Source organism: Sphingobium sp. TomMM35A, from assembly GCF_054771735.1.
The window spans coordinates 2517493-2535837 of sequence record NZ_BSRC01000001.1; the positions used below are offsets into that span (position 1 = coordinate 2517493).

General features: G+C 64.4%; 10 protein-coding genes and 1 tRNA gene. 8 read left to right on the forward strand and 3 right to left on the reverse strand.

Annotation, left to right across the window (positions count from 1 at the left end; genetic code table 11):
• Positions 1-124 precede the first annotated feature (124 nt).
• From ACYU8T_RS12685 to ACYU8T_RS12700, 4 genes are all read left to right on the forward strand, one after another.
• Complete coding sequence (locus ACYU8T_RS12685) at positions 125-940, forward strand: ImuA family protein (RefSeq protein ID WP_461159630.1); 816 nt, start codon at positions 125-127, stop codon at positions 938-940.
• Positions 837-2432 (forward strand): Y-family DNA polymerase, encoded by a 1596-nt coding sequence (locus ACYU8T_RS12690; RefSeq protein WP_461159814.1) that lies wholly within the window; start codon positions 837-839, stop codon positions 2430-2432. Before ACYU8T_RS12685 ends, ACYU8T_RS12690 begins: the two co-directional genes overlap by 104 nt.
• Complete coding sequence (locus tag ACYU8T_RS12695; protein WP_461159631.1) at positions 2429-6043, forward strand: error-prone DNA polymerase; 3615 nt, start codon at positions 2429-2431, stop codon at positions 6041-6043. The genes ACYU8T_RS12690 and ACYU8T_RS12695 overlap by 4 nt, the downstream gene beginning before the upstream one ends.
• Before the next feature lie 215 nt (positions 6044-6258).
• Positions 6259-6720: a GFA family protein gene (locus ACYU8T_RS12700; RefSeq protein WP_461159632.1), complete on the forward strand. Its 462-nt coding sequence runs from the start codon at positions 6259-6261 to the stop codon at positions 6718-6720.
• Here ACYU8T_RS12700 and ACYU8T_RS12705 read toward each other — a convergent pair.
• Positions 6714-10928 carry a translocation/assembly module TamB domain-containing protein gene (locus ACYU8T_RS12705; protein WP_461159633.1) on the reverse strand — a complete coding sequence of 1405 codons (4215 nt, stop codon included), beginning with the start codon at positions 10926-10928 and terminating at the stop codon, positions 6714-6716. The genes ACYU8T_RS12700 and ACYU8T_RS12705 overlap by 7 nt on opposite strands.
• Positions 10928-13042, reverse strand: a complete 2115-nt coding sequence (locus ACYU8T_RS12710) for an autotransporter assembly complex protein TamA (RefSeq protein WP_461159634.1) — start codon at positions 13040-13042, stop codon at positions 10928-10930. Before ACYU8T_RS12710 ends, ACYU8T_RS12705 begins: the two co-directional genes overlap by 1 nt.
• A 132-nt stretch (positions 13043-13174) precedes the next feature.
• On the opposite strand from ACYU8T_RS12710, the gene recJ reads away from it, so the two are divergent.
• The 3 genes from recJ (at position 13175) to ACYU8T_RS12725 (ending at position 15601) form a co-directional block, all read left to right on the forward strand.
• The gene (gene recJ / locus ACYU8T_RS12715; protein WP_461159635.1) at positions 13175-14941 is read left to right on the forward strand and encodes a single-stranded-DNA-specific exonuclease RecJ; all 1767 of its coding nucleotides are present in this window, start codon (positions 13175-13177) and stop codon (positions 14939-14941) included.
• Between the two features lie 101 nt (positions 14942-15042).
• Positions 15043-15117, forward strand: a tRNA-Glu gene (locus ACYU8T_RS12720).
• A 124-nt stretch (positions 15118-15241) separates the two neighbouring features.
• Positions 15242-15601 (forward strand): DUF2200 domain-containing protein, encoded by a 360-nt coding sequence (locus ACYU8T_RS12725; RefSeq protein ID WP_461159636.1) that lies wholly within the window; start codon positions 15242-15244, stop codon positions 15599-15601.
• Positions 15602-15625: 24 nt separating this feature from the next.
• On the opposite strand, the gene ACYU8T_RS12730 is transcribed toward ACYU8T_RS12725, so the two are convergent.
• Positions 15626-16690 carry a class I SAM-dependent methyltransferase gene (locus ACYU8T_RS12730; RefSeq protein WP_461159637.1) on the reverse strand — a complete coding sequence of 355 codons (1065 nt, stop codon included), beginning with the start codon at positions 16688-16690 and terminating at the stop codon, positions 15626-15628.
• 79 nt (positions 16691-16769) lie between these two features.
• Between ACYU8T_RS12730 and creD the strand changes: the two genes are divergently transcribed.
• Positions 16770-18278: a cell envelope integrity protein CreD gene (creD, locus tag ACYU8T_RS12735; protein WP_461159638.1), complete on the forward strand. Its 1509-nt coding sequence runs from the start codon at positions 16770-16772 to the stop codon at positions 18276-18278.
• The last annotated feature ends 67 nt before the right edge of the window (positions 18279-18345 follow it).

The window sequence follows — 18345 nt, forward strand, 5'->3', positions numbered from 1 at the left end:
CAGCGGGCCTTTCTTGATTCTCGTACGTTGGCGCTGAGAGTTCTGCCCGCTCCCTCAACGGCAATGCATCCCTGATTGACAGGGTTCGTCGGAGGATCGAAAAGAACATAAGAAGAACATTCTTATGGTCGAGTCGGTAAAAACCCTTGCAGCCCTCAGGCGGCATATCGCATCGCTGGAAGGCATTCCGGCGATGGAGGCTGGTGCGCCGGTGGAGACGGGACATGGTCTGTTCGATCAGGCCTTGCAAGGCGGTCTGGCGCGCGGGCGGCTGCATGAGCTTTTCGGCGGTGACGAGGATGAAGGCGCGGCAGCGGGCCTGTCGTTGATCCTTGCTCATCTGGCGGCGGGCGATTTGCCGCTCTTCTGGCTGCGGCTTGCCAAGGGGGCGGGCGGGCAGCCCTATGGGCCGGGACTTGCGGAACTGGGAATTGATCCGGCGCGGCTGCTGATCGGGGCGATGAAGGATGAGGCGCTGTTGCTGCGGGCGGCGGTCGATGCCTTGCGCTGCCCGGCGCTGGGTGCGCTGGTCATCGAACTGCGCGGGCGCGCGCCGCTCATGGACCTGACGGCAAGCCGCCGCCTGGCGCTGGCGGCGGAAACCTCGGGAGTCACGGCCTTCCTATTGCGGATCGGCGGCGATCCCGTGCCGAGCGCGGCGGAGACGCGGTGGCGGGTGGAGGCCGCGCCTTCCCTGCCTTTGCCGGGCAACGCGCCGGGCATGAGCGCCTTTTCACTCCACCTGCTGCGCCGCCGGTCGGGGCCGGACGGCATGACATGGCGGATGGTGTGGAATGCCGAGCGGGGAGATTTTGGAGAAGAGTGCGATGAACGCCATGAGCATGGATGGGCAAGCGGAGGACGCGCTGAAGAGGCGGCGCTACCTGGCGCTGTGGTTCCCCTTCCTGGCGGTCGACCGGCTGCGCATCGCGCGGCCTGATCTGTGGCAGGCGCAGGCCGGTGCCGGGCCGGTCGCCATCGTCGAGTCCATGCGCGGGGCGATGCGTCTTGTCACGCCGGACGCCGACGCGCTGGCGCTGGGCCTGAGCGCGGGCATGACGCTGGCTGATGCGCGGGCGCAGGAGCCCGACCTTGTCAGCTTCGAAGCTGATCACCACGCCGATCAGGATTGGCTGGAGCGGCTGTGCGATGGATGCGCGCGCTATACGCCGGCGGCGGCGATCGATCCGCCGCATGGGCTGATGCTGGACATCACCGGCTGCGCGCATCTGTGGGGCGGGGAGGAGGCCATGGCGCGTGAGGCGGTGGACCGGTTCGAGCGGCACGGCATGGAGGTGCGTCATGCGATGGCGGGCACGGCGGAGGGAGCCCATGCGCTGTGCCGCTTTTCCGCAGGACCAGCGCCCGATGAAGAGGCTGCCTTGCGCCGCCTGCCGGTGGAGGCGCTGGAGTTGGAGCAGGAAAGCAGCGTGGCGTTGCGGCGTGCGGGGCTGCGCACCATCGGCGACCTTGCCGCCAGACCAGCCGCAACCCTGGCGGCGCGTTTTGGCGAGGAGGCGGTGGATGCGCTGCACCGCCTGTTGGGTCTGGGGCATCGTCCGCTTAGCCCCCGCCGCCCACGCCCTGTGCTGCGGATCGAGCGCCGTTTCGCAGAACCGGTGGGCAGCACCGCCTATGCGCTGCAACGGGTCGAGGAGATGGCAGCGGAAGCCTGCGAACGGCTGACCGAGAGGGGCGCAGGTGGGCGGCGGTTCGAGCTGTTGTTCTTCCGCACCGATGGTCTCGCCTTTCCACTGCGGGTAGAGACCGGCCTGCCGGTGCGCGACGCGCCCGCGATCATGCGGCTGGTGCAGGAGCGGATCGACAGCCTGTCCGATCCGCTCGACCCCGGTTTCGGCTTCGACATGCTGCGCCTTACCGTGCCGCAGACCGAACCGATGGCTGCGACCCAACTGGCGCTGGAAGGTGGTGAAGCGCGGCGCGAGGAAGCGGTCGCGGCGCTGGTCGACCGGCTGTCTGTGCGGGCCGGGCGCAATCGCATCCAGCGCCTGGAGCCGCGCGACAGCCATATTCCCGAGCAGGCGCAACTCGCCTTGCCCGCGATCGAAAGCCGCAAGCCGTCCAGTTGGCCACGCCAGGGCGACCCGGGCGACCCGCCGATGCGCCCCATCCACCTGTTCGACCCGCCCCAGCCGATCGAGGTGGTGGCGGAGGTTCCGGACGGCCCGCCCCATCATTTCCGCTGGCGGCGCAGCGCGCATGAAGTAACCCGCTATGAGGGGCCCGAGCGGATCGCGCCCGAATGGTGGAAGGCGAAGGACGGCGCGCTGGCGGGCGAAAGCGCAGGGATGACCCGCGACTATTACCGGATCGAGGATGCGCGCGGCCGCCGCTACTGGATATTTCGCCACGGCCTTTACGGCACGGAGGCGCGGCATCCGGGATGGTATATCCACGGCCTGTTCGCATGAAACGCGGCAAGGGGCCTGATCCCTCCAAGCCCAAGTCGATGGATCGGCGGGAACTGGATGCGATGGAAGCGGTCCGGCAAAGAGCGCGGATGAAGGAGGCGCGGCCTCCGCCACCGCGTAGCGATGGGCCGGCCTTTGCAGAGTTGGTGGCCGCCACCCATTTTTCCTTCCTCCGAGGCGCGTCGCATGCATCGGACGTGGTGGAGCAGGCGATCAAGCTGGGCCTTAAGGGGCTTGGGATTGCTGATCGCAACACGGTGGCGGGGGTGGTGCGGGCCTGGTCTGCGCTCAAGCGGGCGCCCGAGAAAGCGCGGGTCTGCCTCTTGGAGGCAAAGAAGGAAGCGGGCCAGCCATTGGAGTTGAGCGAGGAAGAAGAGCAATCGTGCCAAATCGACCTGAAACTCGTTGTCGGCGCACGGCTGGTCTTTTCCGATGGCACTCCGGACATAGTCGCCTATCCGTCGACCCGGCGTGGCTGGGGGGAGCTCACCAAGCTGCTGACGGTGGGCAATTTGCGGTCGGTGAAGGGGAACTGCATCCTCACCTATGAGGATTTGACAGCTTATCTTGATGATTTGTTGCTGATCGTCCTGCCGTCCTCCAGCGCCACGGCGCAGATCGCCCATCGAAAGCCGGTTGCGTATGAATATGACGACAGGGCATCCCAGGAAGCGATCCGGCAGGGACATTTGAGCCTGGTCCCGCCGCCGCGTCCTGCCGATCTTGAATCCTATCTTCGGCGGTTGGCCCGATTGGCGCCGGATCGTATTTGGCTGGGTGCGGCGTTATGCCGGGACGGGCGGGACGCGCGTCGGATCGCCCGCTTCAAAGGTCTAAGTGCCCGCACAGGCGTTCCCCTGATCGCGACGATGGACGCGCTTTACGCGACGCCTGAGGAGCGGCCTTTGCAGGATGTGCTGAGCTGCATTCGCGAAGGCGTGACCATCGGCAAGGCAGGACGCCTGCTGGAGGCCAATGCCGAACGGCACATCCATGCGCCCGAGGAAATGGCGCGGTTATTCCGCGACTGTCCTGAAGCGCTGGCCGAAAGCATGCGCTTGCTTGGCAAAGTGCATTTCAAGCTGGACCAGCTATCCTACGAATATCCCCATGAGCCGGTGCCCGAAGGCTGGACCGCGCAGCAGTGGCTGGAGGAATTGACCATATCGGCCGCCCATGCGCGCTATGGTCCGCATATTCCGGCCAAGGTACGCAAATTGCTGGATGAGGAGTTCAAGCTCATCCGCGAGCGCAACTATGCTTATTATTTTCTGACGGTTTACGACATCGTCGCCTTCGCCAAAATGAAGGGCATATTGTGCCAAGGGCGCGGATCAGCGGCCAATTCCATGGTCTGTTTCCTGCTGGGCGTCACCTCGGTCGATCCGGAACGGCATGAACTGCTCTTTTCCCGCTTCGTGTCGGAAGAACGGGACGAGCCACCAGATATCGACGTCGATTTCGAACATGAGCGGCGCGAAGAAGTGATGCAATATATCTACGATCGCTATGGGCGGCATCGCGCAGGGATCGCAGCGACCGTCATTCATTACCGATCACGCAGCGCGGTGCGCGAGGCCGCCAAGGTGCTGGGCCTTAGCGAAGATGTGGTGGCGCGCCTGTCGAGCACGGTATGGGGGAGTTATTCGGGCGAATTTCCAGAAGCGCGAATAACAGAGGCAGGCTTCGACCTTCATAATCCTCAGATCGTGCGGTTGCGGGCAGTGGTGGATCGGCTGCTGGAGGCGCCTTTTCCCCGGCATTTGTCGCAGCATGTCGGCGGTTTCGTGCTGACCCAGAACCGGCTGGATGAAACGGTGCCGCTGCATCATGCTGCCATGGCGGACCGTAGCTTCATCGAATGGGACAAGGATGACATCAATGCGCTGGGATTGATGAAGGTCGACATTCTAGCGCTGGGCATGTTGACCTGCATCCGCAAGGCTTATGATCTGATGAGGCTCCATAGGCTGGGCGATCATGACCTCAATATCGATCTTAAATCGGACGATCCGGCCGTCTATGACATGCTGGAAAAAGGCGACAGCATCGGCGTGTTCCAGGTGGAAAGCCGGGCGCAGATCAACATGCTGCCACGTTTGCGCCCCCGATCCATCTATGACCTGACGGTGCAGGTGGCGATCGTGCGGCCCGGACCGATCGAAGGGGATATGGTGCATCCCTATCTGCGACGAAGATGCGGAGAGGAGGCGGTGGAATTTCCCGCGCCTGATCCTGTCCATGGTCCGCATGATGAACTGAAATCCTTGTTGGGCAAGACCTACGGCGTCCCCCTGTTCCAGGAACAGGCGATGAAGCTTGCCATTGTCGCGGCGGAATTTACGCCTTCGGAGGCCAATCAGCTGCGGCGGTCGATGGCGACTTTCCGGCAGGTGGGGGGCATGGACAAGTTCAAGGAGAAGATGATCGGCGGCATGGTGCGGCGTGGGTATGAGCGCGATTTTGCCGAGCGATGCTATAGCCAGATCGAGGGGTTCGGCAGCTATGGCTTTCCCGAAAGCCATGCTCTGTCCTTTGCCCGGCTGGTCTATGTGTCGGCCTGGATCAAGTGCCACCAGCCTGCCGTGTTCGCCTGTGCGTTGCTGAATTCGCAGCCCATGGGCTTTTATGCCCCGGCGCAGATCGTCCGGGATGCGCGGGAGCATGGCGTTGCCGTGCATGATGTGGATGTGAACATGAGCGGGTGGGAAAATGCGCTGGAACCGCTGCTGCGATCGCGGAACAGGCGAAGGGGCGAGGGAGAGGGACGGGCGTTGGCGCTGCGGCTGGGCTTTCGCCAGATTGATGGTTTTCGCGAAGCTTGGGCGGAGCAGTTGGTTGGGGCGCGGGAGGGGGGCCTGTTCACCAGCCTTGAGGATCTGGCGCGGCGGGCGGGGTTGCCTGCCCGGGCGTTGCGCCTGCTGGCGGACGCGGACGCTTGCCGGTCGTTGGGGCAGGACAGGCGGACGGCGCTGTGGGAAGCGCGGCGGACGCCGTTCAATGAATTGCCGCTGTTCGCCGCTGCCCGCAAACGGGACCAGAAAGCGGCGGGAGAATTGGGGCAGGAACCGGACGCCCTGCTGCCCGCCATGCCGCTCGCCGAACAGGTCGCGGCCGATTACCAGATGACGCGCCTGTCCCTAAAAGGCCATCCGATGCAGTTCCTGCGCCCGGTTTTTGCGGCCGAGGGCGTGCTGAGTTGCGCGCAAACATCGGCGGCGAAGAACGGGACGAAGGTGCGGACGGCAGGCGTGGTGCTGGTGCGGCAGCGGCCGGGCAAGGGCAACGCCGTCTTCATCACGATCGAGGATGAGACGGGGATCACCAACATTCTCCTGTGGGCGCGACTGTTCGAAATGCAGCGGCGGCCTGTCATGGCGTCGCGGCTGATGATGGTCGAGGGTGAGGTGCAGCGGAGCAAGGAAGGCGTCGTCCACCTGATGGCGACCCGCGTGCATGATCGCACCGCCGAGATGTCGCGCCTGTCGGATACGCATAAGCCGCATATCGCCTTGTCGAGGGCGGATGAGTTCTTGCATCCCCAGCACCCGCGCACGTCCAGCCATCCGCGCAATGTGCGCATCTTGCCCAAGTCGCGGGACTTTCATTGAGGGCGCGCGTGAATACTCCCCATCTTGCGATAGGAAGGATCAATTACGTCGGCTCTAGAGTTTCGCGCTTTAAATCAGCGCCACCTCTTAGCACCGTTCGCCCTGAGCTTGTCGAAGGGCTCTACCTTTTTAGGAAAGAGAGGCTTCGACAAGCTCAGCCCGAACGAGTTACGTGGTTCAGATTAAACGCATTCCGCTTTAACAGGAGAAGCCCCATGCCTATCCCCGATTTCCCCATCGACGGCGGTTGCCGGTGCGGCCGTGTGCGTTTCCGGTTGAGCGAAGCGCCGTGGGGTGAGGCGGCGTGCCATTGCGCCGGGTGCCAGAAGATGACGGGCAGCGCTTTTTCCACCACGATCATCATGCCGTCGAGCGGCTTTGCACTGATCGCTGGTGATACGGTGATCGGCGGGATGCATGGTGAGGATGTGCACCATCATCATTGCGGCTGGTGCAAGAGCTGGGTCCTCACCAGGCCTGCCGCCGACATGGGCTTCGTCAATGTCCGCGCGACGATGCTGGACGACGCCAGCTGGTTCGCGCCCTGGATGGAAACGCAGACAGCGGAGAAGCTGGCCTGGGCGCAAACCGGGGCCGCGGTCAGCTTTGAGCGCTTCCCCGGCATGGATGAATATGAGGGGCTGATCGTCCGCTACCGCGCGGAGCGGCTTCAATAATCCTTCGAATAGCGCAGATTTGCTGATGATCCGGCGTTGGTGCCGGTCTTCGACAGCAGGCTCAGCGTCTTTGACAGCGAGATTTCCAGCTGGGTGGCGGTGAAGCCCTTGGGATCGGTGATCACCTCCACATAGATGTTGTTGGAGATGCGCTGCCCGACTGCCAGCGACGTGCCCCGCCCGGTGGCATCGTCCCCGCCGACGATGCCGATGCGGTCGACGCCCGACGCGTTCTGCAGCTTGCCCATCGGATTGAGGCCGCCACCGCCACCGCGCAGGCCGTTGAGCGCGGCGGCAAGCTGGATCGCCTGCGTGGCGGACAGGTTCGCGACATTGTCGCCGAACAGGATGCGCGCCAATATCTCGTCCTGCGGCAGGGTGGGCGTCGAGATGAAGCTGATGTCGGGCCGTTGCGCCGTGCCGCCGACTGCAATGCCTGCGGTCACCGTGTTGATCCGGGTTTCGGCGCGGATCGCCAGCACCGGGTTCATCATCGGCCCGTTGAAGGTAATGATCCCCTGTTCAAGTTCGAACTGATGCCCTGAGAAGCTGTAGCGGCCACGTATCACCTCGATCTTGCCGACGACGCGCGGGGCCTTTGTTGTGCCCGTGACCCGCATGTTGGTCTTCCATTCGGAATCGAGCCCCATGCCGGTCAAGTAGATCTCATTGTCGGCACGCACGCGGATGTCGAGCTTCCAGTCGGCGGGCTTTGCCGCCGCCTGCCGGGACGCGACGCGCTGGTCGAGAAGGTCGCTGCCTTCACCCTTCCGACGGACGCCCTGAAGCTGGCGGATTTCCGCGCCGCCCTGCCAGGCGATGCGGTAACGGGTTTCGGGGAGCCACAGGTCGCCCTTGATCAACCCGCCATTTGCCGCGCTATTCGTGACGTTGATGTTGCCGGTCACGACGCTGGTGATGGCTTCGCTCCGCGCGATGCGGGCGCGGTCCAACTTGACGGCGATGTTCATGGGATAGCCGCTTTCGGCGGCGAGCCCCACTGAGCCGCTTGCCTGCACGGTGCCGTCGCCCGCCCGGCCGGAAAAGTCGCGTATCTCCAGCCGATCGTTGGTGAAGCGGCCATCAAGGCGCATCTGCGTCAGGCGGGTGCCGAACGTCTCATTTTCATAAGTGAGCGCGTTGGCGCGGACGAGGCCGTTGAGGCGCGGCGCGGTGAGGCGGCCGCTGAAGTCCGCGGCGACGGCGATCGGGCCGGTCAGTTGCTGGTCCGCGAGCCCGGCGAAGGAGAAGAGCACATCGGCCGGGCCGGCGTAGCGGATGCCGCCACCGAGCGGCGCCGATTGGAGTTGCTGCGTCCAGCTGGCTCCGGGGCCAGGAGGCGCGAGCGTGGCGATGAAGCGACCGAGCGGCGCATTGCCGCGCCGGATGAGGCCGCGCAGATCGCCGCCGCGCCCTGACAGGCGGCCCTCGATCGCCATGGATACGGGATCGGACACGGCGGACAGGCTTGAGCGGCGGAAATCATTGATCGCGATGCGGGCGGTGGCGGTGGGGAAGGCGTTGCCGCTCTGGTTGAAATCGATCGCGCCCGTCGCCTTGCCACTGATGCCGAGGCCGGGGCTGGCGATGTTCATGATGGCGAGGTCGAAATCCTTGAACCGGGCCTGGAGGGCGGTCTGCCCGCCGAACCGTCCGGCAAGATCAACCCTTCCTTGCGGCAAGACAAGCGTCGCGGGTTCGAGCCGGTAGCCCTGCGGTTCGATGCGGATAATCGCTGGTTGGGCGAAGCGGAAGGGGATGTTGCTCGCCTTGCCTTCCAAGGCGACGGCGTAGAGATTGGGGCGAAGCGCCGCATTCATGGCGATGGAGAAGGGCACGCCCGTCGATCCATCCGCAACCAGCTGCGCGCGTCCGCGTCCGCCCTGATAATTGATGCGCGCCCGCCCCTTGCGCACGACATAGTCGCCATAGGCCGCGTTCGCCATCTGGACATCGGCGGTGATGCGCGGCTGGTCAGTGAGCACGATGTCCGCAGCCACTATGGCGCGGCCGATCACCACATCGGCCTCGCCGGGCAGGCGAGCGTTGCTGGCGGTGGCGTTCACCGCGATACCCTGAGCCTTGCCCACGGCCGCGAGCCGCGCCGCGCCGTTGATCCCCGAGCCGTTCATGGCCAGCCGTCCGGCGAAAGGTCCGGCGGCGGTCTGCTGAAGGCGGCCATTCATGTCTACGCCCGCGAAACGCGCGCGCGTGATGTCGATCGTAAGCGGCCCACGCCCCGTGCGGATCAGCACATTGGCGAAGAAGGGGCCATAGGCGGAGCCGCCAGTCGCTTCCAGCCGATAGCCGCCTGCTTCGCCATTGAGCTTTGCAACGACGTTGGACAGCTGCACGCCGACATTGGGCCGGGCCGCGCGCAGGATAGCTTGCGGCCGTTCCATCGTGCCGCGAACAGTGAGCGCAAGCGGGCCATATTGGTTGGACGTCGCGGACGCGTCAAAAGTGATCGCGCCATTGGTGTCGTAGCTGCCTGACCCGGAATGGATGCGGAAATTGGGTGCCGCGCCTTTGAGGCCGGCAAGGGTGAACTTGCCTTCCGGCGTCATGCCGATGCGGCCCGACATGACGGCATTGCCGCCAAGGAAATCGCGCACCGACGCATTTTCCCAGCGCGCGGTGCGGACGCCGAACTTGCCCGCAAGGCCCCAGCCGCCCTTGGGGCCCGGCACCAACTCCACGTCGGTGTTGAGGTTGACGATGCCGACGCCGTCGATCTTGTAATCGTTCACCCGGCCCTTGAGCGCGCCTCGGTAAATGGCGTTGTCGAGGTCGGCAAGGACGATGGCGGTGGCGTCCACCCGATCGCTGTCGATCTTCAGATTGTCGCTGATCAGCTTGCCTGCGGAATAAGCGAAGTCGCCCTTTACCCGCAGATTCTGGAGCAACCCGCCCGCTGCTGCATTGAGGCCGGTGACGCGCCGCGCGGTGGCATTCACCGGGATGCGGATGCGATCGGTATCGATCACTGCCCGGCCGCTGGCCTTCAGCCCTTCGATGCCGGTCTGGTCGAAGGCGAGCATCGCGGCGGTGAGATCATAGTTTATGAGGGGCGTCGCCATGGGGCCGTCGAGGATGATCGAAGCGCGCACATCCCTGCCGCGCACCTTTTCCATGATCGCGCCGGGCGTCAGCAGTGCGGCGTCGATCTTGAGCCCGCTGAACTGGCTTTTGCCGAGGTCGATGAGGCCCTGCGCCGTCGCGGCGAGCGCGTTCGAGCGGAGTGATCCCTTAAGGTTCACGCGCCGCTCGTTAAGTCCGGCGAAGAGATCGACATCGAGGGCTGGAGCGGTCAGCCGGTCAACGGTTCCGGCAAAGACGAGGCCGGGGCGCACCGGACCCTTGGCCGTGAAATTACCGTCGCGTGCGGCAAGGGCGATGTTGGCAAGCTCGCCCTTGGGCGAGTTGGCGACGATCCGGCCGTTCCACGCTTGCCATGTCCCACGCCCGTCCAGCGTCGCGGTGAGGCCATCGGTGAGCCCACTCATCTTTGCGATCACTCCGCCCTTGGGCGCGGTCAGCGTGCCCTTCATGGCCAGGCGGTTCTGTTCGGGCACCGCGTCGAGCCATGCCTGGAGCCGATCGCCGCTATCGACCACGGCATTGGCGCTAAGCTGCGCGCGGCCATCGGCAATGTGGGTGACGCCGTCAATGGCGATCTCGCGCTTCTGGCCGATCACCGGCTTTGCCAGCACGAACTTGGCGATCTTCAGCCGATCAACGTCGATGTCGAGGTCGGGAAGGATCGGGGCGTCGGGATCGCTTTGCGTGACGTTGAACTGTGGGCTGCGGGCCAGCACGACAAGCGGGCTTTCCAGCAGGCGGACGGAGATATGGTTGCTGAGATAGCGGAAGGGGCTCCAAACGACATGAACGCGTGGCGATACGGCGAATGGTCCCTTGGGATCACGCAGGACAAGGTCGTGGATGACCATGTCGCTATAGACCGATCCTTCGATACGGCCGACCTCGATAGCCATGCCGGATTCCAACTTCAGCGCCGCTATCTGGCGGATCAGGAATTTCTTGCCCGGCTGCGTGTTGAGGAAGAGCAGCAACCCGGCGGCAAGGACGACCAGGCCAAGGATCAGACCGGCAATGCCGAGCATGATCTTCTGCCACAACGGTCGGCCTTCCCGGATGATCACGGTCTGGCTTTCGGGAGCGGGTGGAGGCGTGTCTTCGGCCATCAGAAAGCCTGTCCAATGCCGATATAGAGAGTGAATTTGGATTCGCCGGGCTGCCGATTGATCGGCATGGCTATGTCCGCCCGGAACGGGCCGAAGTCGGTATAGAAGCGGCCGCCCAAGCCTACGCCATAGCGAATGTCCGAGAATTTCGGGATGGCGCTTTCATAGACCTGGCCCGCGTCAACGAAGGCGACGACGCCATAATTGCCGAAGCGATAGCGGCCCTCGACGGCGAACTCGTTGACGGACCGCCCGCCGATCGGGTCGTCATTGACGTCTTTGGGGCCCAATTCCTGATAGCCAAAGCCGCGCACCGACCCGCCCCCACCAGCATAGATCCGGCGCGAGGGCGCAATCTGGTCGCGGGCAGCGCCGCTGATCGTGCCGAGCCGCGTCCGCGCCGCGATCACCAGCGCATCGGAAACGGGATAATAGCCGCTAAGGTCAAAGGTGCCGCGCACATAGGGTGACACATTGCCCTGAAGCGATGCCTCGGGTGAAAGGCGCAGATTGGCGCGAAAGCCCTTCGTCGGATTGAGCAGGTCATTTGAGCGGTCATAGCCGACCTGCAGCGGCAGCGAGCCGATGAAATAGGTCAGCCGCCGCTTTTCCGCTGTTGCCGGATCGATCGTCGTCTGTTCGTTGGACAGCAGGATTTCCGCGCCATAGGTATAGGTCCAGCGCTTTTGGAAGATCGGCGTCGATTGGCGCGACCAACTGATGTTCAGGCCTGCGGTGAAGGCTTCGTAGGCGTCGTAATTCTGGTGGTTGAGCAGGACGCCAGCCTGGAAGGTCTTGTCCCGCTTGCCCGCGTTCGAGCGGCGGAAGGTGCCCGAGACGCCCTGTTCCTGCGTGCCCGCGATGACCTTGGCGATCAGCGCGCCTTCCGGTGGGAAGAGGTTGCGATGCGTCCATGTGCCCTCGGCGCGGAAGCCCTGTCCCGTGCCATAGCCAAGCTCGCCCGCCAGGGTGCGCGGCGGTCCTGCTTCCTGATCGACATGCAGATCGACATATTCGGTGCCGTCGGGGCCGGGCTCGTTCGTGCGCACCGGATCGACCGCGATGCTGGAGAAAAGCCCCGTCGCGACGAGGGCGCGGCGCAGGTCGTCAACCTTGCGGCTGTCATATAGCTCGCCGGGTTTGAAACGGCTGATGACCTTCATATGGTCAGCGCCAAAGGCTTGCTTGGCGCCGGAGGTGGTGATGCCCCGGAACGACCCGCGCGGGCCGACCTCGACAGGCAATGTATAGTCGCCCGTGATCGTCGCCGGATCGAGCAATATGTCCCGTTCGCCGACCTTGGCGAAGGGATAGCCATTTTCGGGGAGCCTCACGCCGACATTGGCTTCCGCGCTTTCCACATCGGCGGCAACGATATAGTCGCCGGTCTTGAGCGGCAGGCTGTCGCGGACGAGCCCGGGCGGCACCGTAGGCCCGGCGTTGATCACGATATCACCGATCTTGTACCGCTTGCCCGGCGTGACGGACAAGACCGCCTTCAGCGTGCCGTTGCCGGTCTGGTCGAGCGAGGCCAGGGCGGTCGCGTCATAATAGCCTTCCGAATAGAGCAGCCGCACGGCGAAGGCTTCATCCTCATGCGCGCGGGCCTGCACCATGGCGGCTGTGTCGGCGCGTCCCTTCCCATCGATCAGCGCTGACTCGCCCCGGAACTCATCTTCAAGGCCGGTCCTGCCGAAGCCGTCAATCTCGACAGCATAGCGGATTTCCGGCGTTTTCTCATTGGGGCTATCGCTTGCCACCTGGGCAGGCACGGTGACGCTGTCGAGCGGGGGGAGGGGCTGTGCGAGCTCTGCTTCCGCTGCGGGTTCAGTAGCCGGGGGCAGTTCGACGGGCGCGCTGGCCTGCGGCATTTGCTGGTCGATCCAGCTGTCGATCGACGGGAGCGGAGCGGAGGGGTTCGCCGTGTCAATCTCACCAGCCTTGGGGAGGCGCGCCTCGAATTCCTCGTCGGGCAGGATCGGCGGCTCCTGTTCCGGCGCAACCGTGCCGGTGGAAGCGCCGCTGGAAGTCTGGGCCTGTAGCGGAAGAGGTGACGCCGCAATCATCAGAACGCCCAAGGCATGCCGGACGCGTTTCGCCTGCCCTGAACTCATGTAAACTTCGCCGCCCCTTTCGATCCGCCGCACCCGCGCGCGGCTTGGGAATACGCGCAGGACATCGATTCGGTTCCGCCGCTGTCCGCGAACCGCTTCCCACAAGGGCTTGGCCGGTTTAGGGACTGATAAATGACTGTCGCGCTGAATGTATCCCGCTCCATCCTTGGACAACCGTGGCGCTGGCGGGGTGGGGGCGCGGACGCACGCGAGCCCGGCTATCTGCCCGATGACCTTGTCACTCAGTTGCTGCTCGCCCGAGGCTGTCCGCGCGAGGCGGTGGATGCGCATCGCAATCCCACCATCCGTCATTTCATGCCTGACCCCAGCCTGTTCCGCGACATGGACAGCGCGGCCGAGCGGCTGGCCGATGCGGTGCAGAGCTGCGAGCATGTCCGGATTTTCGGCGACTATGACGTGGACGGCGCGACCAGCGCGGCCTTGCTGATCCGGCTGCTGCGCGATCTTGGCCTGTCCGCGCGGCCTTACATCCCGGATCGGCTGATGGAAGGCTATGGCCCGTCTGGCGAGGCGCTGGTGCGGCTGGCCGGGGAAGGGGCGACGTTGATCGTCACCGTCGATTGCGGCGCTCAGGCGTTCGAGGCGCTCGCCATGGCGAAGGCGGTCGGCGTCGATGTCGTGGTGGTGGATCACCATAAATGCGTCGCAGCGCTTCCCGAAGCGTTCGCGCTGGTGAACCCGAACCGGCTTGACGAGGTCGAGGAAGCGGCGGCTCATGGTCATTTGGCGGCGGTCGGCGTCGCCTTCCTCCTCGGCGCGGCGCTGATCCGCGTGCTGCGGCGGCGCGGCTGGTTCACGCATCGGGCCGAGCCCGCGCTGATGGAGTTGCTCGATATCGTGGCGCTCGGCACCGTCGCGGACGTGGCGCAGCTCAAGGGGCTCAACCGCGCCTTTGTCGCGCAGGGCCTCAAGGTCATGGCCAAGCGCCGCAATATCGGTATCTCCGCCCTGATCGACGCCAGCCGCCTCAGCCGGGCCCCGCTATGCCATGATCTTGGCTTCGCGCTTGGACCACGCATCAATGCGGGCGGCCGGGTGGGCAAAGCCGACCTTGGCGTGCGGCTGCTGACGACCGAAGACCCGTTGGAAGCAGCGAGCATCGCGGCCGAGCTCGACCAGTTCAACGAGGAACGGCGCGCGATCGAAGCGGCGGTGCAGGCCGAGGCCGAGGAATTGCTCGCCGCGCAGGGCAATCGCGCAGTCGCGGTGATCGCGGGGCCAGGTTGGCACCCTGGGGTGATCGGCATCGTTGCCGGACGCATCAAGGAAAAGGCCGGGCGGCCTGCGATCGTCGTTGCGATCGACGACGCGGGCACCGGCAAGGGGTCCGGGCGGTCCATATCGGGCGTGGACCTGGGGGCGGCCGTACTGGCGGCGAAGGACAGCGGGTTGCTGGTCGCCGGGGGCGGCCATGCCATGGCGGCAGGGTTGACGGTCGCTTCGGACAAGGTGGACGCGCTGGCAGACTTCCTGGACGAAAGGCTTGGACCTGCCGTGGCCCGTGCGCGCGATGATCGTGCGCTGCTCATCGATGCCGTGCTCGCGCCTGCGGGGGTCAATCCCGACTTTGTGGCCGCGATCGAGGCGGGTGGGCCCTATGGCGCTGGCTGGCCTGCCCCGCTGGTGGCGGCGGGGCCGATGCGGGTCATCAAGGCGGATGTGGTCGGCAACGGGCATTTGCGCGCCGTGATGGCTGGCGATGATGGCCGTTCGATCAAGACCATCGCGTTCCGCCAGGCCGAAAGCGAGCTGGGCCAAGCGATCCTGGGCGCACCGCGCGATCGCCGCCTGTGGGTCGCAGGGCGCGCCAAGATCGACGATTGGGGTAGCCGCCCGGCAGCCGAGCTGCATCTGGAAGACGCCGCCTGGGCCGATTGAAGAAGAGATGATTTTCTAGGCCCAAAGGGGGTTGACCGGCGCAAGCTCCCCCCCTAAAGCCGCCCTCGCTTCGCAGCACTGCCAGAGCAATTCTGCAGTGTGGCCCCTTCGTCTAGCGGTTAGGACGCGGCCCTTTCACGGCTGAAACACGGGTTCGATTCCCGTAGGGGTCACCACCCAGCATCTGCTGGGTTTTTTCATCTCCACCGAGATAAGTTCCCCTGAAGCTGGGGATCAGTTTCCCCATCATCCTTTTGCGCGAAAGCTGCTAAGGCATTTCGGGTCTGCGCAGGAGGGATCATGGCGAAGCATCGCATCTACTCGGTCAGCGTGGCGAGCGTTTACCCCCTCTACGTCAGCAAGGCCGAGAAGAAGGGCCGCACCAGAGGCGAGGTCGATCAGATTTTCCGCTGGTTGACGGGATACAGCCAAGAAACGCTTGAGGAGCAACTGGCGGCCAATGTCAGTTTCGAACGCTTCTTTGCCGAGGCGCCCAAACTGAACCCCGCACGGCGGCTTATCACCGGCGTGGTCTGCGGCGTCCGCGTCGAAGAGGTCGATGAGCCCCTCATGCAAGAAATCCGCTATCTGGACAAATTGATCGACGAACTCGCCAGGAGCAAGCCGATGGAGAAGATCCTGCGCGCCGATGCCAGTTGAGCGGCTTCGGCCAGTTCCTACCCTTCAACGCGCTTGAAGCACCATGTTGAATGGCCCTTCCGCCACTCTTTTAACCGACTGGAAGCCGCCGTTGGCGATGACTGCCGCCAGACGAGCTTCGCCTGCTTGCGCGCCCAGGCCTTCGCCGACCTCCTGGTCAAGCGACGTGGGCACGCAGATCATGGTGGACGCGTTGTAGTAGAGCCGCCCGACGGGATTGAGATTGTCTTTCGGCCTGTCGCCTGCAATCGGCTCGACGATCATCCAGCTACCGCCCGGCGTCAGGATGCGGCGCATGTGTGCCGCGCATCCTTTGGGATCGCCCATATCGTGCAGACAGTCATACATGGTGATGAAGTCGAAGTCCTTCTCGGCAATGTCCTTGGCCGCCGCTACTTCGAACCGGACCCGATCGCTGAGGCCATGTTCTTGCGCATGACGCCGTGCGTCCTCGATCGATGGTTCATGGAAATCATAGCCGGTGAAGTGACTTTCGGGATAGGCCTGCGCCATCAGCAAGGTGGAGAAGCCGACGCCGCAGCCGACATCGGCGACTTTTGCGCCGGACCGCAGCTTTGCCTCCATGCCATCCATCGCGGGTATCCAGCTCTGCACGATGTTGTTGACATAGCCGGGCCGGAAGAATGCGCCGGTCGCGCAGAACAGGCAGCCCGCATGGTCTCCCCATCTGACGCCCTTGCCGTTGCGGAAACATTCTTCGACCTTGGGCTCCGCCTCTATCATGGCGGCGACCATTTCGAAGGCGCCAGCCAGATAGACGGGGCTGTCGGGGTTCACGAAAACCATCGCCTGCTCTGGCGAGACGCTGAACATGCCTGAGCCAGGATCGAAGTCGATAAAGCCATTGGCGGCCTGGGCCATTGCCCATTCCCGCACATAACGTTCGTGCAGGCCGCCTGCTCTTTGTGCGAGGTCCGCCGCCTTCGCTGGGCCCTGCGCGAGCGCGTCAAACAGGCCTAGCCTGAAGCCGACGCGTACCGTCGGCACGCTGATCGCGCCGCCGAGATCGTTCAGCATTTTTCCGACAAAATTGTGAAGTTTCGCTTCGTCGATTGACGTCTGCATCATGCCCTCCTCGAAACAGTTCGACTCTCGGCATTTCTCGCAGGCGACAGTATCAGATTAGCGCATGCGCGGCACGTGATGATTGACGCTGACGCCCCTTGGCATAGACAGTGACCTGGACAATATTCGACAGGAGCGGCGGTTGGTTACAGGCTCGGCTGATGACATGCGGCCAACGCGGTCGCCCGGCATGAAGCTGCTGTTCGCGGCGCTGGTAGCGCTGTCGCTGATCGTGCCGCTGATGCTGATCTATGCTCTGGTATGGGATCGGCAAAGCCAATCTCAGACGGCGCAGGACGCGATCAATGCTGGTTGGGGCGGGCCACAGATCATTGCGGGACCTGTCATCGTCGTTCCATTCCGCACCACCCAGGTGCAGGAAGAGCAGGTTGACGGCCAGCGGGTGTCGCGCACTGTCGAGACCGAAAAGCTGCTCTATATTTCGCCGGTCGAGAATATGGTCACGACCACCGTCCGTCCGGAAGAGCGGCGCAAGTCGATCTACCGCAGTGTGCTCTACGACGCGCGCATAAAGGGAGCCGCGCAATTTGCTTTGCCGCAAGACCTGCCCCGCTTCGGCATCACCGCCGATCGCCTTCTATGGGAGCGGGCGGAATTGCGGATGGGCGCATCGGATGCGCGGGGATTGACCAGCGGTGGGTCGCTTTCTGCCGGTGGCAAGGCTTTGGCCGTTCAGCCCGGCAAAGGTCCCGGCGCTACCGGAGGGCAGGGTTTCTTCGCCTTTCTCCCCTGGGCGGGCGAGGGCAGACTGACCGTGGCATATGATTTCGGCCTGCGCGGCAGCCGGTCGCTGAGCCTGGTGCCAAGGGGCGGCAAGACCTTCTGGCAGATCTCTTCGACATGGCCGAGCCCGAGCTTTGGAGGCGCCTTCCTGCCTGAGAAGCGGGAGATTTCGGATGGCGGCTTTTCGGCCCGCTACCAGATCGACAAGCTGGCGCTGGGCCAGCCTCCCGTCGCGATGCAGGAATTGGGGCCTCCGCTGCTGGATGGCAGCGCGGGCTATGCCATGGTGGCAGTTGCCGACACTACGGTTGCGGCGAGGCCAGCTGAAGTCATCGGCGGCAATTCCCGCGCGGTGACGGTCGGCCTGATCGAACCGGTCGATCTTTATTCCAAGGTGGACAGGTCGGTTAAATATGGCTTCCTGTTCATAGGCCTCACTTTCCTCGCCTTCCTGCTGTTCGACATTGTCGGCGGCGCGCGCGTGGCTGCGGCGGAATATCTGCTGACGGGGGCGGCGCTGGTGCTCTTCTTCGCCCTGTTGCTTGCCTTTGCAGAGGTCATCGGCTTTACCGCAGCCTATATTCTGGGGGCGGCGGCGATCATTGGCCTGTTGTCCGCCTATAGCGCCGCCGTGCTGGGAAGCTGGCGGCGCGGCCGGTTCATCGGGGCGCTGCTGGTGGGGCTCTATGCCTTGCTGTTCGTGCTGCTCAACCTGGAGGCATGGTCGCTGCTCATCGGTTCGGTGCTGCTGCTGATCGCGCTGGCAAGCGTCATGTACGCCACGCGCAATGTTGAATGGAGCAATGTCGGGCAGCGGAAATCCGGGGAAGCGCAATCCCGCGCGTAGACCGGGTGGATGGCGCATGGCTGCTTCAGGGTTGGCTCGCCATGCGTCCCTCGCGCGCCTGCGTCGG